Annotated in this window: 20 protein-coding genes; 10 read left to right on the top strand and 10 right to left on the bottom strand. The window is 69.2% G+C overall.

All coding sequences use genetic code 11. The annotated features are described in order from the left end of the window. Window positions 1-69 precede the first annotated feature (69 nt). From FHX50_RS08690 to FHX50_RS08710, 5 genes are all read right to left on the bottom strand, one after another. The gene (locus FHX50_RS08690) at window positions 70-849 is read right to left on the bottom strand and encodes an IclR family transcriptional regulator (protein WP_183376642.1); all 780 of its coding nucleotides are present in this window, start codon (window positions 847-849) and stop codon (window positions 70-72) included. A gap of 164 nt (window positions 850-1,013) precedes the next feature. After that, the gene (locus tag FHX50_RS08695) at window positions 1,014-2,258 is read right to left on the bottom strand and encodes an aminopeptidase P family protein (RefSeq protein WP_183376644.1); all 1,245 of its coding nucleotides are present in this window, start codon (window positions 2,256-2,258) and stop codon (window positions 1,014-1,016) included. A 132-nt stretch (window positions 2,259-2,390) separates the two neighbouring features. After that, window positions 2,391-3,194: a creatininase gene (locus tag FHX50_RS08700; RefSeq protein ID WP_183376646.1), complete on the bottom strand. Its 804-nt coding sequence runs from the start codon at window positions 3,192-3,194 to the stop codon at window positions 2,391-2,393. Then, window positions 3,191-5,056: a BCCT family transporter gene (locus tag FHX50_RS08705; RefSeq protein ID WP_183376648.1), complete on the bottom strand. Its 1,866-nt coding sequence runs from the start codon at window positions 5,054-5,056 to the stop codon at window positions 3,191-3,193. The genes FHX50_RS08700 and FHX50_RS08705 overlap by 4 nt, the downstream gene beginning before the upstream one ends. A 111-nt stretch (window positions 5,057-5,167) precedes the next feature. Continuing rightward, the gene (locus tag FHX50_RS08710) at window positions 5,168-6,484 is read right to left on the bottom strand and encodes an MFS transporter (protein WP_183376650.1); all 1,317 of its coding nucleotides are present in this window, start codon (window positions 6,482-6,484) and stop codon (window positions 5,168-5,170) included. 192 nt (window positions 6,485-6,676) lie between these two features. Here FHX50_RS08710 and FHX50_RS08715 point away from each other — a divergent pair, with 192 nt between their 5' ends. Next, the gene (locus FHX50_RS08715) at window positions 6,677-7,465 is read left to right on the top strand and encodes an SDR family oxidoreductase (RefSeq protein ID WP_183376652.1); all 789 of its coding nucleotides are present in this window, start codon (window positions 6,677-6,679) and stop codon (window positions 7,463-7,465) included. On the opposite strand, the gene FHX50_RS08720 is transcribed toward FHX50_RS08715, so the two are convergent. From FHX50_RS08720 to FHX50_RS08735, 4 genes are all read right to left on the bottom strand, one after another. After that, the gene (locus tag FHX50_RS08720) at window positions 7,449-7,757 is read right to left on the bottom strand and encodes a 4a-hydroxytetrahydrobiopterin dehydratase (protein ID WP_183376654.1); all 309 of its coding nucleotides are present in this window, start codon (window positions 7,755-7,757) and stop codon (window positions 7,449-7,451) included. The genes FHX50_RS08715 and FHX50_RS08720 overlap by 17 nt on opposite strands. Before the next feature lie 35 nt (window positions 7,758-7,792). Continuing rightward, window positions 7,793-8,065, bottom strand: a complete 273-nt coding sequence (locus FHX50_RS08725) for a 2Fe-2S iron-sulfur cluster-binding protein (protein WP_183376656.1) — start codon at window positions 8,063-8,065, stop codon at window positions 7,793-7,795. Window positions 8,066-8,158: 93 nt separating this feature from the next. Next, the gene (locus tag FHX50_RS08730; RefSeq protein WP_183376658.1) at window positions 8,159-8,812 is read right to left on the bottom strand and encodes a LuxR C-terminal-related transcriptional regulator; all 654 of its coding nucleotides are present in this window, start codon (window positions 8,810-8,812) and stop codon (window positions 8,159-8,161) included. Next, a complete protein-coding gene (locus FHX50_RS08735; RefSeq protein WP_183376660.1) occupies window positions 8,809-10,176 on the bottom strand; it encodes a sensor histidine kinase in 1,368 nt (455 codons plus the stop codon). The genes FHX50_RS08730 and FHX50_RS08735 overlap by 4 nt, the downstream gene beginning before the upstream one ends. 14 nt (window positions 10,177-10,190) lie before the next feature. Between FHX50_RS08735 and FHX50_RS11910 the strand changes: the two genes are divergently transcribed. The 3 genes from FHX50_RS11910 to ileS all read left to right on the top strand — a co-directional run bounded on the left by FHX50_RS11910 (window position 10,191) and on the right by ileS (window position 15,380). Further along, a complete protein-coding gene (locus tag FHX50_RS11910; RefSeq protein ID WP_221187294.1) occupies window positions 10,191-11,561 on the top strand; it encodes a PspC domain-containing protein in 1,371 nt (456 codons plus the stop codon). Beyond that, entirely contained in the window at window positions 11,558-11,836 is a 279-nt protein-coding gene (locus FHX50_RS08745) for a hypothetical protein (protein ID WP_183376662.1), read from the top strand. Before FHX50_RS11910 ends, FHX50_RS08745 begins: the two co-directional genes overlap by 4 nt. Window positions 11,837-12,050: 214 nt before the next feature. Then, window positions 12,051-15,380, top strand: coding sequence for an isoleucine--tRNA ligase (gene ileS / locus FHX50_RS08750; protein ID WP_183376664.1), 3,330 nt, complete (start codon window positions 12,051-12,053; stop codon window positions 15,378-15,380). 66 nt (window positions 15,381-15,446) lie between these two features. Here ileS and FHX50_RS08755 read toward each other — a convergent pair whose 3' ends face one another. After that, window positions 15,447-17,153, bottom strand: a complete 1,707-nt coding sequence (locus FHX50_RS08755; RefSeq protein ID WP_183376666.1) for an alpha/beta hydrolase — start codon at window positions 17,151-17,153, stop codon at window positions 15,447-15,449. Between the two features lie 187 nt (window positions 17,154-17,340). On the opposite strand from FHX50_RS08755, the gene FHX50_RS08760 reads away from it, so the two are divergent. The 6 genes from FHX50_RS08760 (at window position 17,341) to ftsY (ending at window position 22,365) form a co-directional block, all read left to right on the top strand. Then, entirely contained in the window at window positions 17,341-18,696 is a 1,356-nt protein-coding gene (locus FHX50_RS08760; RefSeq protein WP_343064075.1) for a bifunctional folylpolyglutamate synthase/dihydrofolate synthase, read from the top strand. Between the two features lie 2 nt (window positions 18,697-18,698). Then, window positions 18,699-19,106, top strand: coding sequence for a DUF4233 domain-containing protein (locus FHX50_RS08765; protein ID WP_239376340.1), 408 nt, complete (start codon window positions 18,699-18,701; stop codon window positions 19,104-19,106). Between the two features lie 40 nt (window positions 19,107-19,146). Next, window positions 19,147-19,533 carry a hypothetical protein gene (locus FHX50_RS08770; RefSeq protein ID WP_183376668.1) on the top strand — a complete coding sequence of 129 codons (387 nt, stop codon included), beginning with the start codon at window positions 19,147-19,149 and terminating at the stop codon, window positions 19,531-19,533. 441 nt (window positions 19,534-19,974) lie between these two features. Next, window positions 19,975-20,397, top strand: coding sequence for a nucleoside-diphosphate kinase (gene ndk, locus FHX50_RS08775; RefSeq protein ID WP_183376670.1), 423 nt, complete (start codon window positions 19,975-19,977; stop codon window positions 20,395-20,397). A 126-nt stretch (window positions 20,398-20,523) separates the two neighbouring features. Then, the gene (locus tag FHX50_RS08780) at window positions 20,524-20,832 is read left to right on the top strand and encodes a hypothetical protein (protein ID WP_183376672.1); all 309 of its coding nucleotides are present in this window, start codon (window positions 20,524-20,526) and stop codon (window positions 20,830-20,832) included. 171 nt (window positions 20,833-21,003) lie between these two features. Next, on the top strand, window positions 21,004-22,365 hold the full coding sequence (ftsY, locus tag FHX50_RS08785) for a signal recognition particle-docking protein FtsY (RefSeq protein WP_221187295.1): 1,362 nt from the start codon (window positions 21,004-21,006) through the stop codon (window positions 22,363-22,365). The last annotated feature ends 88 nt before the right edge of the window (window positions 22,366-22,453 follow it).

The following is a 22,453-nucleotide window of genomic DNA, read 5'->3' on the forward strand; positions in this document are numbered from 1 at the left end:
CAGCCCGACGCTGCGGCGCGTGGCACTGCTCGCACCCCCCGGGCGCGGGCGCGACGGCCCGAGCCGCGCTCAGTCCTCCACGTGGCCGGCGAACCCCATCCGCTCACTGATCACCGAGGCGACGTCCGCGCAGGCGGGCCCCAGCTGTGCGATGAGGGCGTCATCGGTGCGGTAGCGCGGAGCTGCGATCATCAGCGCCGCCGTCACGATGCCCCGATGGTCGAACACGGGCGCGGCGATGCCCACCTCGTCCGGGTGGGTGAGGCCGGCGTTCGCCGCGAACCCGTCGGCGCGCGCCTGCCGCAGCGCCGCGAGGTAGTCCTCGGCCGACGGGGCCGTAGTGAACTCGAAGCGGCCCTCCGCCAGCAGCTCACGCACCCGCTCTTCCTCGACGTGGGCGAGGAACACCTGGATGCTGGCGGAATGGCCCGTGCTGTACCGCGTGCCCATGGGGGAGGTGTGCTTGATGTGGCGGGGGCTCGCCACCTGCTCCACAGAGATGCCCTCCAGGCCGTCGAACACCACCAGGGAGACCGTCTCCTGCGTGGAGTCGCGCAGGTCCTCCATCAGCGGGTAGGCGACCCTCCGCACCGACAGCTGGCTGAGCAGCGGCCCGGCGATGCCGAGCAGACCCCAGCTGAGTTCGTACTTGCGGGACTGCTCGTCCTGTACCACCAGGCGCTCCTGCTGCAGGGTCTGCAGGATGCGGGACACGGACGACTTGTGCAGTCCCACCTGGGCGGCGATGTCGGTGACGCCGCGCACCGGTTCGTTCACGGTGAAGCAGCGCAGCACCTCGATCATGGTGCCGATGGTCGACGGGTTCTTTGCGGATTCGGAGTCGGTCATAGTCGTCTCAGCCAATCGCAATCGGGAAGGAATCTTGAGGAATCCGGCGTAAATGGGGCGAAGCGCACCGGGCCTCCGTCCGTGACCGCGGACTGGCCGGGTGCGCACATGCCGCCGGGGCCGGCCGTTCGCAGTGAACGACCGGCCCCGGCGGCGGAGGAGGATCAGGCCTCGATGATGTTCTTCTCCGGGCCGTACGGGAACTTGGTGATGTTCTCCACCGAGTCCTCGCCGACCACGAGGATGTCGTGCTCGCGGTAGCCGCCGGCGCCCGGCTGGCCGTCCTCGATGGTGATCATCGGCTCCATGGAGACGACCATGCCCGGCTCGATCACGGTCTCGATGTCCTCGCGCAGCTCCAGGCCCGCTTCGCGGCCGTAGTAGTGGGAGAGGACGCCGAAGGAGTGGCCGTAGCCGAAGGTGCGCTTGGGCAGGATGCCGTAGCCGGCGTAGATCTCGTTGAGCTCGAGCGCGATGTCCTTGCAGACCGCGCCGGGCTTGATGAGCTCCAGGCCGCGCTCATGCACCTCGACGTTGATGTTCCACAGGCGCAGCGACTCCTCGTCCGGCTCGCCGAGGAACAGGGTGCGCTCCAGTGCCGTGTAGTACCCGGAGGTCATGGGGAAGCAGTTGAGGGAGAGGATGTCGCCCTTCTGCAGCTTCCGGGTGGTGGCCCAGTTGTGGGCGCCGTCGGTGTTGATGCCGGACTGGAACCACACCCAGGTGTCGCGCACCTCGCGGTGCGGGAAGGTCTTCGCGATCTCGTGGGTCATCGCCTCGGTGCCGGCGAGGGCCACCTCGTACTCCATGACGCCTTCACGGATCGCCTGGCGGATCGCCTCACCGCCGAGGTCGCCGATGCGGGCGCCGTGCTTGATGACCTCGATCTCCTCGGCGGACTTGATCATGCGCTGGCGCATGGCGTCCTGCGAGACGTCCTCGAGGGTCGCATCCGGGAAGGCATCCTGAAGGCGCTCGCGGATGAGGGCGGGGACGGTGTCGTCCTCGATGCCGATCTTCTTGGCCTTGACGCCGTCGCGCTTCAGGGCCTCCTGCAGGCCGTAGTAGAAGTTGTCGCGGCGCCAGTCGGTGTAGACGATGTTGTCGCCGAAGCTGGTGCGCCACGGCATGCCCGCATCGATGTTCGCGGTGACGGTGGTGGTGTTCTTCTGGGTCACCACGAGCGCGTAGGAGCGGCCGAAGTAGGTGAACAGGAAGTCCGAGTAGTACTTGATGCCCTGGTACGAGGTGAGGATGACCGCGTCCATGTCCTTGGCGGCCATGATCTCTCGCAGGCCCTTCAGGCGGCGCTCGAACTCGGCATCGGAGAAGGTGAGCTGCTGCTTCTCACCGTTGTGCAGGGTCTTCAGGCGGTCGAGGTCGTTGACCGAGGTGACGGTGGTATTCATGACACTCCTTTGTGGTCGAAAGAACGGTGGAAAAGTTGAAGGGAACGGACCTGCCTGCCCTGTTGCGGCACCTGCAACGCCGTTCCCCTCAAGGATACTCATGGTGTGACGAACGTCAAGTCCTGCGCTCCGTCACGCGGATGCCAGCCGGAGCTCGGCTGCGATGTCCTCCGCCATCAGGCCCGCCGCCTGCGCGAACAGCAGCTCACCCTTCTCGGCCGAGGATCCGTCGGGCGCCGACAGGCACCCCGTCTCCGGGGTGCGGGAGGCGATGACCGGCAGACGGTCGAAGCGCGGCAGCTCCGCCGGAGGATGCGACACCGCCCGCTCCATCCGCACGTGCTCGGGACGCAGATGCAGCATCAGCGATGTCTCCAGCACCCCGCCGTGCTCGATGTCCCAGCCGGGGAAGCCGTCCGGGTAGACGGCGCGCAGAGTGTCCTCGGTGACGAAGTCCCAATAGCTCAGCAGCATCGCCGACTGCCCGCCCTCCTCGCTGATCCCGAGGTCCCGCAGCGCCAGGTCGATGCCCTCGTACAGGAACTGGTAGTTCTCGTAGTGCCCGTTGACGAACACCACGTGGCTCACCCCCTGCTGGAGGAAGCCGCGGGCGATGTCGCGGGTCTGGGCGATCAGCGTGGAGGCGTCGAGGCTGATGGTGCCCGGCAGGTGGTCGCCGCCGCCGGACTTCTGCTGCGACTTGTAGCCGTGCGTGAACGGCTGCGCCACCGCCGCCGCCCCGGGGGCGACGCGGTTGATCCGCTCCGCTGTCCCGCGGGCCATCGCCGTGGACAGGATCGCGTCCGTCCCCAGCGGCATGTGGGGGCCGTGCTGCTCGAACGCGCCGACGGGGATCAGCACCACCGAGGTCCCCTCCGTCCACTCGCGGTAGGCGACGGCATCGAACAGTGCCAGGTCGATGGGCTGCTCGGTCATTTCTGTCCTCCCTTTGGCTTGGGGCTGCGGGTGTCGAAGTCGTAGTCGATGTCGGCGACCGCCGGGTCCCGGCGGAACTCCTCGGGGATCTCGATCTCACCGGTTCGCGAGAACGGGTCCTTGCCCTCCTCCATCGCCAGGGTGATGTTGTGCGGGTGCGGAGTTCCCTCGATCGGCATGCCGTGCTCGTCCACGAATGCATCCTCAGGGCGATGGTTCGGGTCGTTGACCGCGCGCTCCAGCTGCTTGATCTTCTTGTTGCGGGCGCGCAGGCGGCGGAACAGGTTGAAGTACATGATCAGCAGCACGAACGAGAACGGGAATGCGCCGAGGATCGTGCCGGTCTGCACGGTGTCCACCACGGCGCTGCCGCCGATGGACAGCAGCACCACCGCCACGGTTGCGATCGAGAACACCAGGATCACGCGGAACCACGGGCCGGACTTCTTCGGGGCCGACACGAACTCGGCGAGCGCGTAGGTGCCCGAGTCCAGGGAGGTCACGTAGTAGGTGGCCACCAGGATGGTCGCGACGACCAGCAGGACGGTGCCCACCACGGGGATCATGTCCAGCATTGCGAACAGGCCCGCGGAGGTGTCCTCCGCGATGGCGCCGGAGATCGCCTCATTCGATCGCTGGTCGTAGAACAGGCCGGCGGCGCCGATGATGCCCACCCAGACCATGACGATGAGGGAGGGGACGATGGTGACGCCGAGGACGAAGCTGCGGATGGTGCGGCCGCGGGAGATGCGGGCGATGAAGCCGGCCACGAACGGGCTGAAGGCGATCACCCAGCACCAGATGAACACGGTCCACCAGCCGTTCCAGGAGTCCTGCCAGGTCTCCAGCGGGCCGGTGGCGCCGTCGGCGCCGGTGTAGAAGCTCATCGAGATGAAGTTCTGGATGAACGAGCCGAAGGTCTCGAACAGGGTGGACAGGATGTAGACGGTCGGTCCGAATACGAACACCCCGACGATCAGGGCCACCGACAGGTAGGAGTTCAGCTCGGAGATCCGCTTCATGCCCTTGTTGACGCCCATGAAGGCGGATACCGCGGTGAGCGCGCCGAGGCCGAGGATGACTGTGAACCACAGCACCGGCGAGCTGGTCAGGCCGGTGAAGGAGGCGATGCCGGAGGAGAACTGCATGGCGGCGAAGCCGAAGGAGGTGGCCAGGCCCAGCGTGGTGGCGATGATCGCGAGCATCTCCACGACCACGCCGGCGGGGCGCTGCGCGGCGCGGGGCAGGAAGTCCACGGTCGCCTCGCGGAAGGTGAGGGTCTTGCCGAGGTTGTGGTGCGAGTACGCCAGGCACACGGCGACGGCGCCGTACATGATCCAGGCGGTCAGACCCCAGTGGAAGTACGTCCACACGATGCCGACATCACCGGTGTTGGCGCCGCCGGCGATGACGCGGTGCTCGCTCTCCGGCTTGAGCATGATCGGCTCGGCGATCGACCAGAAGATCAGGCCGATGCCCTGGCCGCAGGCGAACAGCATGGAGTACCAGGCGAAGTTCGAGTGCTCGGGCTTCGCCTTCGGCCCACCGAGGCGCACCTTGCCGACCTTCGAGAAGCACAGCCAGGTGCACAGCGCCACGGCGATCAGCGAGTACATCACGAAGTACCAGGTCCAGCCGGAGGTGACCTTGGTGCGCAGATAGGAGATGAAGTCCGAGGCCGCATCTGGTGCCACGGTCACGGTGATGACCAGTGCGACGATCAGGATCGGCGGCAGCACCTTGATGATGAGGGAGTCGATCGGCGGGATCGACCGTCCGCGGAAGCGGGGGAGATCGACTCCCACCTGCTCCGTCGGTGGCTGGGAGCCGGGTGATGCTGGGGGGATGGATGATGAGGGCATGCGTTCTCCTCCTTGCGAGGCGCGGCGCAGATGGTCAAAAAGTTGCGTCAGCAACAACTAGGTTGCAAAAGACTATATCGTGACCGGGGTCACGATGGAATCACGGACTCCTCAGGTCAGCGGGCGACGACTCGTCTCGGGGGACAGCGCCACCGCGATGAACGACACCACAGCGGCGCCGATCAGGTAGTAGGACGGCGCGATCTGCGAACCGGACGTCGCGATCAGCCAGGTGCAGATCGCCGGCGCGGTGCCGCCGAAGATCGCATTGCCCAGGTTGAAGCTGACGGCGAAGCCGGAGTAGCGCACCCGGGTGGGGAACAGTTCGGACAGGAAGCTCGGCAGGGTGCCGTCGTTGAGCGTGAGGGCGAAGCCCAGGACCACCTGCACCAGCAGGATCACGACGAAGCTGCCGGTGTTCAGCAGCATGAATGCCGGAATCGTCAGCACCACGGCCAGGACCGCCGCGGCCATCAGCACCCGTCGGCGCCCGAAGCGGTCCGACAGCGAGCCGGTGACGAAGATGAAGCCGATGTAGGTGATGAGCGCGACCGTGGTGGCGATGTAGCTCAGGGTCGAATCCAGCTTCACGACCTCGGACAAGTAGGTCGGCATGTAGCTGAGGATCACGTAGAAGCCCACTGCGTTCAGCAGCACCGCGCCGAAGGCTCGCAGCAGCGCAGGCCAGTGGTCGCGGAACATCTGCATCATCGGGGCCTTGATGACCTCGTCCTCCGCGGAGATCTCCTGGAAGGCCGGGGTGTCCTCCAGCTTGTTGCGGATGTAGCGGCCGATCAGGCCCATCGGTGCGGCGAGCAGGAACGGGACGCGCCATCCCCAGTCGTGCATCTGCGCATCGGTGAGGACGGCGGTGGACACCGCTGCGAACAGCGAGCCCATCAGCAGGCCGGTGGCGGTGGAGGCGGGGACCACTGCGGCGTAGCGGCCCCGCTTGTCCGCCGGGGCGTACTCCACGAGGAATGCGGAGGCGCCCGCGTACTCGCCGGAGGCGGAGAATCCCTGCACCAGGCGGCACGCCAGCAGCAGCAGGGGAGCGGCCACGCCGATCGTGGCGTACCCGGGGATGAGGGCGATGCAGAAGGTGGCGGCGCTCATGATGAGGATCGACCAGCTCAGAGCTGTGCGCCGACCGATCCGGTCGCCGAGGTGTCCCCAGAAGAAGCCGCCGAGCGGGCGGATGAGGAAGGAGATCGCGAACAGGCCGAAGGTCAGCAGCAGCTTGTTCTTCGAATCCGGGAAGAAGACTTCGGAGATGACCACCGCGAAGTAGCCGTAGACGGCGTAGTCGAACCATTCGACGAAGTTGCCGATGAAGCTGGCGGTGAGGACCCGCGTGCGGGTCTGGCGGAGGGTCTCGGCCTTGCGGGGCTGGCCCGACAGGGTGGTGGAGGTGGGTGCTGAACTCATCGTGATCCTTTGAGTCGGGGGCGCTGCAGGCGTCATCGCCGCGCCGAAGGCAACCGGGTTGCGGGAATTGCAACTCCTTGGCTGGCTATTGAACCACCGACTGTGATCTGCGTCTACTGCTTCGCCCGGCGAGTGCCCGGGCATCGCCGTACGATGACAGCATCACCCGCCCCGATCCCCGGAGGAATCCGCATGCACCAGAACGAGAATCAGCGCACCGCCGTCGTCACCGGCGCGAGCTCCGGCATCGGCCGCGCCGTCGCCCGCCGCCTGCAGGCCGACGGGTTCCACGTCCTCGCCGTCGCCCGCCGCGGCGACCGGCTCGAGGCGCTTGCGGCCGAGACCGGCGTCTCGACACTCGTCGTGGACGTCTCCGATGGGGCATCCGTGGACCGCCTCGCCGAACGCGCAGCCGAGCTCTTCCCCCAGGGCGTCAGCGCCCTCATCAACGTGGCCGGAGGCGCCCTCGGAGTGGACTGGGTGGAGCGCGCGGACTTCGAGAAGTGGACCGGCATGTACGCCTCGAACGTCCTCGGCGCCGGGCGCGTCACCAAAGCGCTGCTGCCGCAGATCCGCACCGCCGGCGGCGGCGACATCGTCTTCCTGACCTCCACCGCCGCACAGGTCGCCTACGAGGGCGGTTCCGGATACAACGCCGCGAAGGCGGCCGAGCACATGCTCGCAGCGGCCCTGCGGCTCGAACTCGCCGGCGAGCCGATCCGCGTCATCGAAGTCGCGCCCGGTCTCGTGCACACGGACGAGTTCTCCCTGACCCGCCTCGGCGGCGACCAGGCCGCGGCCGATGCCGTCTACGAGGGCGTCGAGAAGCCGCTGACCGCGCAGGACGTCGCCGATGTCATCGCCTACAGCATCGAACTGCCCGCCCACGTCAACCTCGACCTCATCACGATGCGGCCGGTGGCGCAGGCGGCGGCCCACAAACTGATGCGCCGACCCCTCGAGGTCAAGCGGACACCGTGAGCCCCTGCTCCTCTGCGAGCCGAACGATCTGCTCGCCGAGCGCGACGTCCCTGTCGCTGAGGGATCCGACGTCATGCGAGGACAGCGCCAGGCGCACCCGGTTGAACCGGATGTCGATATCGGGGTGGTGGTCAGCGGCCTCCGCGAGCTCCGCAACGCCGGTAACGAAGCGGATCGCATCCGCGAAGGACCGGCCCTTCGCCTGCAGGTGTGCGGTGGAGTCCTCAATGCGCCACTGCGGCATGCGCTCAGCCGCCGCGGCGTCGGTGATGGAATCGTGGTTCTTCGTCATGGCCCCACGCTAGGCCAGGTGCGCTGGGCGCAGGATCAGACGTCGATCTCGATCTCGCCGATTCCGCGGGACACGCAGGTGGTCATGTGGGTCTCGTGCTCGTCGTCCATCAGGAACTCGTCCTGGTGGTCGACCTCGCCGGACACCAGCGGCACCACGCAGGTGCCGCACACGCCGCCCTCGCAGGAGTAGTCCATGTCGATGCCGGCGTCCAGCAGGGCCTGCAGCAGGGACTGGCCCTCTTCGACCTCGACGGTCTTCTGCGACTTCAGGCACTTCGCGGTGAACGGCTCTCCGAACAGGGACATGTCATCTCCTCGATCCAGCTGATGGGAACAGCGCACACAGGTTCTCACACGGGCGCTGTGGACCCGAAGGGTCTGCCTGCTCCATCACATCGGTCAGATCACGAACCGGTCCCGCGCCCACCGCGTCAACTCGTAGCGGTTGGATACCTGCAGCTTCTTCAGCACTTTCGACATGTGCGTCTCCACGGTGCGGTCGGAGATGAACAGTTCGCTCGCGGTCTCCCGGTACGTGTACCCGCGGGCGATCAGCTTCATCACTTCGGTCTCGCGCGGTGACAGGAGGTCCAGCTCCGTCGGCCTCGGCGGCGCCTGCCCCCGGAACGCATCGAGCACGAACCCGGCCAGGCGCGGGGAGAACACCGCATCGCCCTCCGCGATCCGGTGCACCGCATCCGCGAGGTCCTCGCCGGTGATGGACTTCGTGACGTAGCCGCGGGCGCCGGCGCGTATCACGGCGATGACGTCATCGGCGGCGTCGGACACGCTGAGGCCCAGGCACCGCACCTCCTCGCCGACGGAGCGCGCCACTTCCGCACCCCCGCCGCCGTGGCCGCCCGGCAGATGCACGTCGAGAAGCACCACGTCGGGCTTCTCCCGCCCGATCACGGTGATCGCCTCGTCGACGGTCGCGGCCGTGCCGACCACTTCGATCGACGGGTCGGCCCGCTGCAGTTCGTCGATGACGCCGAGCTGGAAGATGCGGTGGTCGTCCACCACCACGATCCTCACCGTGTCCTTCGTGCTCATGGCTGTCCTTCCTCGGGGCGCTCCAGTCGCAGCGCCACCTCCATGCCGCCGCCGGCGGCGCGGCGCACCCGGGCGGTGCCGCCGGCGCGCCTCATCCGGCCGATGATCGACTCTCGCACACCCAGGCGGTCCTCCGGCACCGCGTCGAGGTCGAAGCCCTCACCGCGGTCGCGCACGAACGCTTCGATGACGTCGGGGGAGATGTCCACGAACACCCGCACACCGGTGCCGCCGTGCCGAACCGCGTTGCTGGTCGCCTCCCGCAGCGCCTTCACCAGCGGCCGCGCCCGGGGGCACAGGGGGGCGTCGCCGACGATGACCGTCACGATCTCCACGGCGTGCTCCGCCTGCAGATCCGCGCACATCTCCTCGACCGCAGTGCGCAGGCTGCTGCCGTCCGCCTCCGCCTGGGCGTCCTGCTGCCCGTACAGCCATCGCCGCAGCTCCGCTTCCTGCAGCCGCGCGAGCTGCTTCATCGACTCGCCGTCGCGGCCGGACTGCTGGATCACGGTGAGGGTCTGCAGCACCGAATCGTGCAGGTGCGCGGTGATCTCCTGGCGCTGCTGCGCGAGCGCCCGCTCCTGCGACTCCTCCTGCAGGCCCCGCCACAGTCGCCGCAGCCACGGCACCAGCACTGCCGCCACCAGCAGCATCACGATGACCGCGACGGCCAGCGCCACCAGCAGAGCGCGGGGGCCGAACAGGGCGGCGGCCATGCCGAGCGACCCGGCGAGCAGCAGCACCACGGACAGCCCCAGCGCCACGATCGCGACCGAGGGCACCTGCGCGATCCGACCGCCCCACCGGGCGCGGTCCACCGCGTTCAGCGGCAGCACCCCGAGGGCGATGCCGGCGGCGCTGATGCCGCAGAACGCGGCGATCTGAGGCCAGCTCGGCAGCGCCCACACCACCGTGGTGCCGATGCCGGTCACCGTCAGCATCACGGCCGCGCCGACGAGAGCAGCGATGAGCATCCACTGCAGGAGCTGCGAGGCGGGGGAGCGCAGCGCCATCGACGCATCCGACAGCGCCGGCCGGCCCCGCATCGGCGCCTGCGAGAGCCCCATCAGCAGCTCCCGCTCCGCCGATTCGTCCAGCGGCAGCGCCCACCAGGCCACCATGTAGGCGAACACGATGCCGCTGGCCAGGCCCGCGAACGTCAGCGCGACCATCGGCGGCTGGTTGAGGCCGAGCGTGACCGGCACAGCGGCGAAGATCATCACGAAGGACAGAAGGGTCAGGCCCCGGATCGGGGCGACCGGCACACCGCAGCCGCGGGCGAGGGCGCCGCACACGCCGACCAGTTGAGCGTCGGTGAGGGTCCGCGCCCATCGATCGGCCGACGGCTGGGTGATCTCGGGCATGCCACTATGGTGCCATGGCAGAACCCCACGACGACGGGTCCCGCAGCGTCTTCGACACCGTCATCGCGCCGCCCCGCTCCCTCACACCGCGCGACCGCGCCCTGCGCTACGGCGTGGTGCGCCGGCCCGGAGGCGGCTTCGTCGGCGGTGTGTGCCTCGCCCTCGCCGACGGGTTCGGCCTTCCCACCCGCCTGGTCCGCGCGTGCGCGGTCCTCCTCGGCATCCTCGGCATCGGCCCCCTCATCTACCTGATCCTGCTGATCCTGCTGCCGCGCCAGCTGCCCGGCTCCCGCTTCGACACGCCCCTGCAGGCGCTGCGCCGGCGCCGCCCGCAGCCGGGCGACCTCGTCATCGCTGCCGCGATCCCCCCGGCGGTGATCCTCGCCGGGCTCGCCGTCTGGGCCTACATCCGCTGGTTCGTGCTCGCCCTCGCATTCCTGCTGCCGCTGCTGCTGGTGCTGCTGGCGATCGTCGTGGTGGGCGGCTGGCAGTCCTCCCGCGCCCGCTCCGCCTACATCGTCGGGCAGCTCGGTGCCCGAGCCGGCATCCTCACCGAGCACGAACTCGCCGACCTCGTGGGCCGTCTGCGCCGCGACGCACCGCTGGCGTGGGGCGCCGACGCCGATCCCCGCGCCACCGGCCGCGCCGACGCCACCACCGACCCGGGTGGAAGGCCGACGGATCCCCGCACCTCCACGGTCCTGTTCGCGATCGCCGCTCTCACCGGCATCGCTGCGTTCAGCATCCTGTCCCTCTTCCCGCACCTCGCGCCGACCCTCAACCCCGACGGGCCGCTGGCCTTCATCGGCCGGATCGGCGCCGGCGCCTCGGCGACCCTCGCACTCACCGGCGCGGCGCTGATCGTGCTCGGCCTGCGCGGCCGCACCGATACGCGACTCGTGGTCCTCGGCACGGTGTGCGCCGTCGCGCTCGCGGGCTCGGTGATGTGGGTGCGGCTCACCGATTCCCGCCACCAGGACCCGGTGGTGGTGAGCGTCGCCGAGTACGAGCCCGGCACGGTCGTGCCCTGTTCACCGGGCGGTCCGCGCGACTGGTCCACGCCCGTGGTGCTGGACATGTCCGCGCTGCCGCCGCCGCCCGACCCGGCGGAAGCGGAGGCGCAGTGGCGGGCGAAGAACCCGTCGGCCCCCGCCGCCGAGTCCCCGCAGCTGGCGATGCGGGTGGTGTGCGACCGGCCCGTCGGGGACGTCACCGTGATCATGCCGAAGCACTCCTGGGATGTGGGCTCGGACATCACCACCGGCATGGGCAGGCAGCGCGGCACGGAGCATCGCGGCACGGATGCGTGGAACCCGTCGGCTGTGCAGGTCCGCGTGATCGGGCGCCTCGGCGTCGGCGACGTCACCTGGAAGGAGGCACGATGATCTCCCGCATGACCTCGAGCGCCTGGGGCGTGAGCGCCGGGCTGTTCTTCGTTCTGCTGACCGGCCTGTTCGCGGCGGTGCTCGTGCTCGGCGATGCGCTGCCGCTGTGGCTGATCGCCGCGGGCATCCTCAGCGCCGGGGTGCTGGCGATGCTGCCGTCGGCCTTCCTCCGGCCCGCCCGCCCCGCGCCCACCGAGCCCGCACCCATCGAGACCGCAGCGTCCGCGCCCACCGCGCCCGAGACCCCCTCGCGCCCAGCCGACGAGGTCGGTTAGACTCACCCCATCGGCATCGACCCGGCCATCACCGGAGAGCCGCGGGAAGAACCGGCCGCCCCAGAGCGGCCTCAGTAGAACCCGCCGGGACCAGCCCGTCACAGCTGATGAATGAGCGGGCGCCCCACGGGGCGCCAACCGGGGTGGTACCGCGCGCCCAGCGTTCCCGGGTCTGAGACTTCCCGACCCGCAGCAGCGCAAGGAGCAGTGCCCGATGGCCTACCCGAAGAACGGTGACGACCTCACCGCCTCCCCGAACCTCCCCGAGGTCGAGTCCGACGTCCTCGGCTTCTGGAAGCAGGACGACACCTTCCGCGCCTCCATTGCCAACCGCGACGGCGCCGAGGAGTTCGTGTTCTACGACGGCCCGCCGTTCGCCAACGGCCTGCCGCACTACGGCCACCTCCTGACCGGCTTCGTCAAGGACGTCATCCCGCGCTTCCGCACCATGTGCGGCTACAAGGTGGACCGCCGCTTCGGCTGGGACACCCACGGCCTGCCCGCCGAACTGGAGGCGATGCGCGAGCTCGGCATGACCGAGAAGCGCGAGATCGAAGAGATGGGCATCGCGACGTTCAACGCCGCCGCCCGCTCCTCCGTCCTGAAGTTCACGGACCAGTGGCAGGAGTACGTGGAGCGGCAGGCCCGCTGGGTGGACTTCGAGAACGACTACAAGACCCTGAACCTGCCGTTCATGGAGTCGGTGCTGTGGGCGTTCAAGACCCTGCACGACAAGGGCCGCGCCTATGAGGGCCACTCCGTGCTGCCGTACTGCTGGCGCGACCAGACCCCGCTGTCGAACCACGAACTGCGGATGGATGACGACGTCTACCAGGACCGCCAGGACCCGTCGGTCGTGGTCACCTTCCCGCTCACCGGCGAGAAGGCCGCCGGCCTCGGTCTCGACGGCGTGCACGCGCTCGCCTGGACCACGACTCCGTGGACGCTGCCGACGAACTTCTCCCTCGCGGTCGGCCCCGAGGTGGAGTACGTGGTGGTGCCGGCGGGCCCGAACGGGGCGGCCGACGGAGGCGCTGCGTCCGACGGCGCCCGCTACATCGTCGCCGCCGACCTCCTCACTCAGTTCACGAAGGAGCTCGGCTACGACGACGCCGAGGCGCTCGACGCCGCGGTGGAGGAGCGGCGCTTCGTCGGCACCGAGCTGGAGCACATCACCTACGAACCGCTGTGGGACGTCTACTCCGCCGACCGGGAGAAGTGGGGCACCGAGAACGCCTGGATCATCACGGTCGCCGACTACGTCACCACCGGTGACGGCACCGGCATCGTCCACCAGGCCACCGCGTACGGTGAAGAGGACCAGAAGGTCAACGCCGCCTACGGCATCCCCGTCATCGTCTCGGTCAATGAGGCCGCCCAGTTCCTCGACTACTTCCGCGGCACCGCGCTCGACGAGATCGCCGGTGTGCAGGTGTTCGAGGCGAACCGCCCCATCATCACCATCCTGAAGAAGGATCAGCGGCTCTTCCAGGAGAAGAGCTACGTGCACTCCTACCCGCACTGCTGGCGCTGCCGCACCCCGCTGATCTACAAGGCCGTCAGCTCCTGGTTCATCAAGGTCGCCGACCAGCGCGAGCGCATGCTCGAGCTGAACGAGCAGATCGAATGGGTGCCGGGCAACGTGAAGCACGGCCAGTTCGGCAAGTGGCTCGAGGGCGCCCGCGACTGGGCGATCTCCCGCAACCGCTACTGGGGCTCCCCGATCCCCGTGTGGAAGTCCGACGACCCGAACCATCCCCGCACCGAGGTGTACGGCTCCATCGCGGAGCTGGAGGAGGCGTTCGGTGAGCTGCCGCGCGATGAGAACGGCGAGGTGAACCTGCACCGCCCGTACATCGACGAGCTCACCCGCCCCAACCCGGACGACCCGACGGGGAAGTCCACGATGCGGCGCGTGGAGGACGTGTTCGACGTCTGGTTCGACTCCGCGTCCATGCCGTTCGCGCAGGTGCACTACCCGTTCGAGAACCAGGACTGGTTCGATTCGCACAACCCGGCGGACTTCATCGTGGAGTACATCGGGCAGACCCGCGGCTGGTTCTACGTCATGCACGTCATGTCCACCGCCCTGTTCGACCGTCCCGCGTTCACCTCGGTGATCTGCCACGGCATCGTCCTCGGCGACGACGGCGAAAAGATGTCGAAGTCGCGCCGCAACTACCCGGACGTGCGCGAGATGTACGACAAGTACGGTGCGGACGCGATGCGCTGGTTCCTCATGTCCAGCCCGATCCTGCGCGGCGGCAACCTGATCGTGGGGGAGGCCGCGATCCGCGACGCCGCCCGCCAGGTGGTGCTGCCGCTGTGGAACGTCTGGTACTTCTACGCCCTCTACGCGAACGCCGCCGGGACGAAGGACGCCGACGGCCGCCCCGCCGGGTACGAAGGGCGCCTGCGGTACGACTCCACGGACGTCATGGACCGCTACCTGCTGGCCCGCACGGGGCAGCTCGTGGAGTCCGTGCGCGGGCAGATGATGGGTCTGCATGTGGCGAGCGCCGCGGCGGAGATCCAGGCGTTCCTGGACATGCTCACCAACTGGTACGTGCGCCGCTCCCGCGACCGCTTCTGGGAGGGCGACGAGCAGGCCATCGACACTCTGTTCACGGTCCTGGAGACCCTGCTGCGCGTGATGGCCCCGCTGCTGCCGATGCTGTCCGAGGAGATCTACCAGCAGCTCACCGGTGAGCGCTCCGTGCACCTCACCGACTGGCCCGACGCATCCGTGTTCCCCGCCGATGACGCCCTGGTGGAGGAGATGGACGCGGTCCGCGAGGTCGCCAGCACCGGCAACGCGCTGCGGAAGAAGGAGCATCTGCGTGCTCGCCTGCCGCTCGCGGGCCTGACCGTGGTGCACCCGCAGTCGGCGTCGCTGGAGGACTTCGCTTCGATCATCGCCGATGAGCTGAACGTGAAGTCGGTGCGCCTGCTGGACCTGGATTCGCCGGAGGCGCAGGACCTCGGCGTGGAGCAGAAGCTGACGGTCAACGCCCGCGCCGCTGGGCCCCGCCTCGGCAAGCAGGTGCAGCAGGTGATCAAGGGCTCGAAGAGCGGCGACTGGTCCGTGGCGGAGGACGGCACCGTCACTGCCGGCGGCATCGACCTCGTGGACGGCGAATACACGCTCGACCTCGTGGCCGGGTCCGATGCGGCCGCCGACGGTGTCGCGATCGGTGTGCTGCGCGGCGGCGCGTTCATCGTGCTGGACACGCAGCTCACGCCGGAGCTCGAAGCCGAAGGCACCGCCCGTGACGTGGTGCGTGCGGTGCAGTCCGCACGCCGCTCCGCCGGTCTGAACATCTCCGACCGCATCCGCCTGCACATCGCCGGCGCCGATTCCGCATCCGCCGAGTCGATCGAGTCCGCAGTCCGCTCCTTCGAGCAGCTGGTCGCCGGTGAGGTCCTCGCGCGTGAGGTCAGCATCGGCGGGTCCGCGGCCGACGCGTTCGGCGGCGACCCCCTTTTCAGCACCGACGAATCGGTGACGGCCGGGCCCGTGGCGATCGCGCTCGCGAAGGCGTGATCACGCTCCTCGGCGTGACCGGCCGCGCCGCATAGCCGGGCCGCGCCCCGGCGTCAGCGGTGCGCATCACCTCTCCACCCCTGTGGTGACGACGGTGGTGCGCACCGCTGTCACGTTCTCACCGGTGTACGTCCCCTCAAGCCGCCGGTTCAGGGCGATCAGCTGGTCGTTGCTGTTCTCGAACTTCGCAATGGAGCCGGTGTAGCCCCAGTCCCTGCGGATCTCGCCGTTCGGGTGAGTGTGCCCGCTGTTGTGGTTCAGATCCAGGTAGTTGACCTCGGAGTTCGGCGCCGGTTCCTGATCGGGGAGGTCGATCGCGACCAGTTGTTCGTTGAGCGAACGCTCGTTGAAGTCGAGAGCGGGGACGATGTCGCCATCGGTCGGGAGCGGCACACGCATGCCGCCGACCTCGAGGTAGGAGTCCCCGTGCGAGATCGACGTCAGCTGCGTGTTCGTGTGCGCGGGCTGAATGGAGTCCACGGGGGATCCGACGGTGACGACATCCGTCACGAGGTGGGCCCCCGGGCCGTTGTACTGCGGATCCTGGGCGAATCGCGCCGCCGCCAGCCCGCCCTGTGAATGGCCGACCAGGAGCACAGGAGTGCCCGGCGGCAGATCCGCCTCCTTCAGAGCCACGTCGATGTCCTTCACGGCCGCTGCGTCGCGGTCCGCAGACGCGAGGTGGACGTTGCTGAGCCAGTCGCGGTTGTTTCCCTGCGCCCCGGTCCATGCGTCGATCTGATCGATCGGTGTTCCTTCTGTGGGCGGGACGTGCACGATCGCCGTGGCCTGGCCGTTCTCGTCCCGCAGTTGCGTGACGGAGATCCTGCCCTGGTCGGTGCCGGCCTCCACCGTGGGTGCACGGACGTCTTCAATGCCGAGGACGAGTTCAGCAGTGTTCGCGGGGACTGTGCCTCCCTCGGTGGTGGCGACGTCGAGGACCGCCGGTTCGGCATTGGCGAAATCGGGAATCGGTTGACCGTTGACGACTGCGGTGACTGCGTTGGCGATGCCCTGGAGGTTCTGCCCATGGGCGAGGAACGGGCTGGCCAGGAGCAGAGCGGCCCCGGATGCGGTCTCCATCGCTGAAGGCGCGGGACCGGTCCCATCGATGAACCTCAACAGGGGTTCCACGGCGATCTCGTCATTGCGGCGCGCCTGCTCCACGATGTCCGGGTGGACTCCCTGAGAACGCAGCTTCGCCTCGCGCTCGTCCTGCCAGGCCCCAACAATCGCGCGGCCGCCCTGCCCGATGAGCGACAGTCCCTTCTCGACCGGGCCTTCGAGCCAGTCGGGCGCGGGGTCATCGTCGTCGAGGTATCCGTTGGTGGAACCCGTCGGCGCCCCGAATGTGCGGGCGGGGCCGTAGCCGAGCGGCACGCCGCGGGCAATGTGCGGCGCGCCCTGCTGGAAGCCGCTGCGCAGAGCGGAGCCGAAGCCCCCGGGGTCGGGGATGATGCCGCGGGCGGTGGAGGCGTCGATCTGGTGGCGGACCTGGTCGTGCAGTTCCCGGGCGATGCGGCTGATCTCCGAGGCGACCTCCTGGCAGTCGCGGTCGAACACCTGACGCACCCATCGCCGGTGCTCATCGGCATCGGGGCCGTCCCAGGACATGGACGTGGCGATGTGCGCCATGTCCTTCTGCCCGGTGAGGATCGTGGCGGCGGCCTCCTCGAGGGCTGTCGCAGCGGCCTCGACAGCGGCGGGGTCCATCCCGATCGCGTCAGCAGCGGTGGGGGCGGTGACGGCGGGGTCGGCGGCGGGTGCAGTCATGGAGTGTCCTCGTTCCCGGGTGGAGCGGATGATGCGGTCCAGGCTAGGGAGAGCAGCGCGGGGAGACGCACGGCACCCGTCGGCCTGTGGACAACCGGGTGGGGGCGGGAATGTGGACATCGCGCCCGTAGACTGGCTCGGGGCCGCAGGAGCACCCGGTCCCTGTCTGATTCGTGGAGGAGAGAGCGTGGAGCACTCAGAGGACTTCGCACGCGCCTACGCCGCACTGGTGGCGCGCGCCCCTGAGAACGAGATCGAGCCGGGCCTGGAGCGCATCCGTCGGGTGATGGAGCTGATGGGCGACCCGCAGAACTCCTACCGCAGCATCCACATCGCCGGCACGAACGGCAAGACCACGACCGCCCGGGTCGCCGAAGCGATCCTCATGGGCGCGGGCCTGCGGGTCGGCCGCATCACCAGCCCCCACCTGCACTCTCCGACGGAGCGCATCGCCATCGACGGCGACCCCATCAGCGAAGCCGACTTCGTGCAGGCGTTCGAGGACGTCATGCCGTTCGTGGAGCGCGTCGATCAGGAGTCCCTCGCCGCCGGCGGCCCCCGCATGACCATGTTCGAGGTCCTCACCGCGATGCAGTTCCAGGCGTTCGCCACCGCCCCGGTCGACGCCGCCGTCATCGAGACCGGGCTCGGCGGCACCTGGGACGCCACCAACATCATCGACAGCGACGTCACCGTCATCACCTCCATCTCCCTCGACCACCAGGAGTACCTGGGCGACACGATTGAGGAGATCGCGGGGGAGAAGGCCGGGATCCTGAAGCCGGGTGCGATCGCTGTGCTGGGCGCACAGAAGCACCCGTCGGCCATGGACGTGCTGCAGGAGGTCGCGGAGGAGCGCGGCATCACGGCGGCTGTTGAGGGCGAGCAGATCGCGGTGCTGGACCGTGTTCCCGGTGTGGGCGGGCAGATGCTGTCCGTGCAGGGCATCGCGGGCCGGTACGACGAGGTGTTCCTGCCGCTGCTGGGGGAGCACATGGCGTCCAACGCGCTGCTGGCGATTGCGGCGGCGGAGGCGTTCCTCGGAGGCGGCGATGAGCCGCTGAACCTGGAGCTGCTGCGCGAAGCGGCGGGGTCGGTGACCTCGCCGGGCCGCGCCGAGGTGGTGCGCCAGTCACCGACGATCGTGGTCGACGCGGCGCACAACCCTGCGGGTGCCGAAGCACTGGTGGAGACGGTGCGGGAGAACTTCCGCTTCACCTCGGTCACGGGGATCGTGGCGGTGCTGCAGGAGAAGGACGTGCACGAGATCCTGTCGATCTTCGAACCGCTGATGGACACGGTGGTGATCACGCAGACGTCGTCGCCGCGGGCGATCCCGGCGGACCGCCTGTCGATGATCGCGGAGGACGTCTTCGGTGATGAGGACCGCGTGATCGAAGCGGCGCACCTGCCGGATGCGATCCAGCGCGCGGTCGATATCGCGGAGGCCGGCGGTGATTCGTTCGGCGGCATCGTGGCCGCGGGGTCGGTGACGCTGTCCGCTGAAGTGCGTCAGCTCCTCGGCCGGAATGGTGAGGTGTGATCATGGCCGGAATGTTCGATTTCACCCCGTCCCGCCGCAAGGGTCCAGCGCAGCGCATGCTGGCGGCGACCACGCTGATCTGCGAGGCCGCGGTCATCTTCTTCTCCGTCCTGGTGGCGCATGGTCTGGCGCCGGAGCACCGAACGGTGACGTGGACGGTCGGTCTGGCCCTGGTGGTCCTGCTGCTGGTCGCCGTGGGCATGATGAGGCGGCCGACGGCTGCCGGGTACTGGCTGGGCCTGGTGCTGCAGCTCCCGGTTCTCCTCATGGGTCTGGTGGTTCCCGCCATGTGGGTGGTGGGCGCAGCGTTCGCGATCCTGTACCTAGTGAGCGTGGTGAAGGGCCACACGATGGACCGGGAGAAGGACGCGGTGGACGCGCGGGTCCTCGGCATCGACGGGCGCGGCTGAGCGCATTCGCGGATCGGCGCCCCGCATAGGCGCAGCGATCATGGCGGCGAGGGCCCGCCTGGTCGTCGGCGTCGCGGAGCGTGACGCGGCGGTTCTGGTGGGCGCGCTGAGCCCGGTCGTACACGGTCTGCGGGTCCAGCTCCGCCATGCGGCGCCGCGTATGGTCCCGCCACGCTCGGGTCCCCGCGGCGGTGAGCTGAGGGGCGTCCTCGGACAGGACCCGGTCGAGTTCACGCTGATGATCCAGGCTCGGTGCGAGGGAGGCTTCGTGAGTGATGGTGAGGGCAGCTTCGTGCTCCATGGCCCCGGTGGCGACGGCTTCCCGAAGGCGCGGCATCGCAGCGTTCATCAGGGCGTGCCCGGTGATGAATCGGCGGGCGCGGTGGTGGGACTGGCGGGTCCAGGTGGCGACTTCGTGGACCGCTGAGCGGGTGGCCTCCGCGGCGAGCGTGCCGAGGAGCAGGGTGATCTGGTCACGGGCAGCGGCGACGGCAGTGGTGGCGCTGGCGTAGTCCTGACCGGCCGCGAGAGGGGCACCGAGCAGGTCTGCGTGCAGGGCGGACGCCTGCGCTGCCAGGTTCACCGCGGCCTGGTGGATGCTGTCCAGTGTGCTGTCACCGCTCTTCGGCAGCGTCCGCAGCGGCTCGATGTCCAGCGCCATGATCTCTCCTCCTTCCGGCCGACGGCGTCCTGTTCCGATGGGTGCGGTCAGGCTGGGGGAGGGGTGCGACATTTAAAGTCGAGGTCGGCGAATGCCCAGTTCGCAGGGTATTAAAGGGTGTTGTCGGGTGTGGGGAAGTGGTCGTCCACACCCGGTCCGACCGGCCCGTGGGAGTGCCCCGCTGGCCGCACCGGATAGTGTGGGCCCATGAGCACTGAACGCACACTCGTCCTGCTGAAGCCCGACGCCGTCCAGCGCAGCCTGCGCGGTGAGATCATCCGCCGCATCGAGGCGAAGGGCTACGACATCGTCGCCCTGTCGCAGCGCACCGCCACCAAGGAAGAGCTCGCCGCTCACTACGCCGAGCACGAGGGCAAGCCCTTCTACGACCCGCTCGTGACCTACATGGCCGGCGGACCGATCGTCGCCCTGGTTGCTGAGGGCGAGAACGTCATCAAGGGCTTCCGCTCCCTCGCCGGCGGAACGAACCCCACCGAGGCCGCGCCGGGTACGATCCGCGGCGACCTCGGTCGCGAATGGGACGCCCCGGTGATCCAGAACCTGGTGCACGGCTCAGACTCCGTCGAATCCGCTGACCGCGAGATCGGGATCTGGTTCCCGAACCTCTGATCCTCTGCCCCGAACCCGTTCGATGCGCGCGGCCTCACTTGTGGGGTCGCGCGTTTCACATTCCCGGTTCATCCTTGGTGACGAATTCCCCTACCGGGAGGGCGGCTGCTGGTGCACACTATGGGCATGGCTTCCGTCGTGATCTTCCTCCTCTTCGCTGTGGCCGTGTCAGCAGTCCTGCTCATCGTCGTCGCAGCCCTTGCGCTCGCTGAATCGCGCCGTTCCCGCGTCACCGATTCCCCGACCGCCGTGCGCGTGCCGGCCCACACGCCCGCGCCGGCCGAGCCGGCCGCACCGGGCGTGCGCCATCGCAGTGCGCCGACGGGCCCCGCGCCCCGTCGGATCGTCCCCGATGAGGAGGCGACCGTGCTGCGCCGCGCAACGGGCATCCACCGTTCGCCGCGTCGCCCGCGCCGCGACTCCATCGCCGCCTGACCTCCCGCATAGACTGGTCTCAGCGCTGAACCGGTGCGCCCGCGCGCATCCGGTGCTCCGGCGCGCTGACTGACCCCTCGGGCGCATGCCCGCCCGCATCCCGCACCGGCGCCCCACCGCGCCCGGCTGCGCAACACTACGGAGGTGCCTGTGGATCCCAATGACATTCTGATGGCCGTTCTCGCCGGCGGCGGCGGACTCGCCGTCATCGGCGGCGGCATCTGGGCGGGCATGCGCTCGCGCACCAAACCCACCACCAAGACCGACGGGCGCCGCCCCGAAGGCCGCGGCGCGGAGACCGTCCGCCCGCCGGCGCGCCCGCGCCCCGCCGCACCCACCTGGGGTGACACGCTGACTGCCCCCGCCGCACCGAAGAAGTCGGAGGAGGCGGCCGACGCAGGCCCCGAGACCGCTGAAGCTCCGGAAGCGCGTGAAGCAGAGGCTCCGTCGGCCGGCGGCTCCACCGCCGCGGCCGCCGCCCCCGCGGCCGCCGCCCCCGAGGCCGAGACCGAGTCGGCAGCCGCGCCAGCCGAAGCGGCCGATGAGACGGTGGTGGACGAAGCACCGGTCGAGCTCGAGCAGCCGGAACCGACCGCTGACCGCATGGTGCGCCTGCGCGCCCGCCTGCAGCGCTCCGGCGCCATGGGCCGCGGCCTGCTCAACCTCCTCACCCGCGACGAGATCGACGACGCCACCTGGGAGGAGATCGAAGAGACCCTCCTGCTCGCCGACCTTGGGCCCGCCGCCACCGATGAGCTGATGGACGGCCTGCGCGCCCGCGTGCAGGTGCTCGGCTCCCGCGACCCCGCGGAGGTGCACGACATCCTCCGCGACGAGCTCGTCAAGGTCGTGGACCCAACCCTGGACCGCCGCATCGCCGCCAGCGCCATCGAAGCGCCCAGCGGTGAACGGGTCCCGTCGGTCATCGTGATGGTCGGCGTGAACGGCACCGGCAAGACCACCACCACCGGCAAGTTCGGCCGCGTCCTCATCGCGGAGGGGCGCACCGTCGTGTTCGGCGCCGCCGACACGTTCCGCGCCGCGGCTGCTGAACAGCTCACCACCTGGGGTGAACGGGTCGGCGTGGACACCGTCCGCAGCGACCGCGAGGGCGCCGACCCCGCATCGGTCGCGTTCGATGCGGTCACCGAGGGCATCAAGCAGGATGTGGACGTGGTCGTCATCGACACCGCGGGCCGCCTGCAGAACAAGAAGGGCCTGATGGACGAGCTCGGCAAGATCAGCCGCGTCGCATCGAAGGCGCTCAAGGGGGCGAAGATCCAGGAGATCATCCTGGTCATCGACGCCACCACCGGTCAGAACGGCATGCAGCAGGCGCGCGTGTTCGCCGAAGCGGTCGACATCACCGGCATCGCCCTCACCAAGCTCGACGGCACCGCGAAGGGCGGCATCGTCGTCAACGTGCAGCGCGAACTCGGCGTGCCGGTGAAGCTCGTCGGCCTCGGCGAAGGCATGGACGACCTCACCCCGTTCGACCCGTACGGCTTCGTCGACGCCCTGCTTGAGGCCTGAGCGGCCGACGGACTCCTCACCTCACCCGCCGCACCCGCGTGCGGGGCCCCATCCGCCACCGGTAGGATGGTCGGGCCCGGCATGCGGG

It is taken from the genome of Helcobacillus massiliensis, assembly GCF_014191425.1.
Lineage (GTDB): Bacteria > Actinomycetota > Actinomycetes > Actinomycetales > Dermabacteraceae > Helcobacillus > Helcobacillus massiliensis.

Excerpts from the sequence above, each read along its gene's own strand:
- FHX50_RS08690 (WP_183376642.1), bottom strand. The coding sequence starts at position 849 with ATGACCGACTCCGAATCCGCAAAGAACCCGTCGACCATCGGCACCATG.
- FHX50_RS08695 (WP_183376644.1), bottom strand. The coding sequence starts at position 2,258 with ATGAATACCACCGTCACCTCGGTCAACGACCTCGACCGCCTGAAGACC.
- FHX50_RS08700 (WP_183376646.1), bottom strand. The coding sequence starts at position 3,194 with ATGACCGAGCAGCCCATCGACCTGGCACTGTTCGATGCCGTCGCCTAC.
- FHX50_RS08705 (WP_183376648.1), bottom strand. The coding sequence starts at position 5,056 with ATGCCCTCATCATCCATCCCCCCAGCATCACCCGGCTCCCAGCCACCG.
- FHX50_RS08710 (WP_183376650.1), bottom strand. The coding sequence starts at position 6,484 with ATGAGTTCAGCACCCACCTCCACCACCCTGTCGGGCCAGCCCCGCAAG.
- FHX50_RS08715 (WP_183376652.1), top strand. The coding sequence starts at position 6,677 with ATGCACCAGAACGAGAATCAGCGCACCGCCGTCGTCACCGGCGCGAGC.
- FHX50_RS08720 (WP_183376654.1), bottom strand. The coding sequence starts at position 7,757 with ATGACGAAGAACCACGATTCCATCACCGACGCCGCGGCGGCTGAGCGC.
- FHX50_RS08725 (WP_183376656.1), bottom strand. The coding sequence starts at position 8,065 with ATGTCCCTGTTCGGAGAGCCGTTCACCGCGAAGTGCCTGAAGTCGCAG.
- FHX50_RS08730 (WP_183376658.1), bottom strand. The coding sequence starts at position 8,812 with ATGAGCACGAAGGACACGGTGAGGATCGTGGTGGTGGACGACCACCGC.
- FHX50_RS08735 (WP_183376660.1), bottom strand. The coding sequence starts at position 10,176 with ATGCCCGAGATCACCCAGCCGTCGGCCGATCGATGGGCGCGGACCCTC.
- FHX50_RS11910 (WP_221187294.1), top strand. The coding sequence starts at position 10,191 with ATGGCAGAACCCCACGACGACGGGTCCCGCAGCGTCTTCGACACCGTC.
- FHX50_RS08745 (WP_183376662.1), top strand. The coding sequence starts at position 11,558 with ATGATCTCCCGCATGACCTCGAGCGCCTGGGGCGTGAGCGCCGGGCTG.
- ileS (WP_183376664.1), top strand. The coding sequence starts at position 12,051 with ATGGCCTACCCGAAGAACGGTGACGACCTCACCGCCTCCCCGAACCTC.
- FHX50_RS08755 (WP_183376666.1), bottom strand. The coding sequence starts at position 17,153 with ATGACTGCACCCGCCGCCGACCCCGCCGTCACCGCCCCCACCGCTGCT.
- FHX50_RS08765 (WP_239376340.1), top strand. The coding sequence starts at position 18,699 with ATGGCCGGAATGTTCGATTTCACCCCGTCCCGCCGCAAGGGTCCAGCG.
- FHX50_RS08770 (WP_183376668.1), top strand. The coding sequence starts at position 19,147 with ATGGCGGCGAGGGCCCGCCTGGTCGTCGGCGTCGCGGAGCGTGACGCG.
- ndk (WP_183376670.1), top strand. The coding sequence starts at position 19,975 with ATGAGCACTGAACGCACACTCGTCCTGCTGAAGCCCGACGCCGTCCAG.
- FHX50_RS08780 (WP_183376672.1), top strand. The coding sequence starts at position 20,524 with ATGGCTTCCGTCGTGATCTTCCTCCTCTTCGCTGTGGCCGTGTCAGCA.
- ftsY (WP_221187295.1), top strand. The coding sequence starts at position 21,004 with ATGGCCGTTCTCGCCGGCGGCGGCGGACTCGCCGTCATCGGCGGCGGC.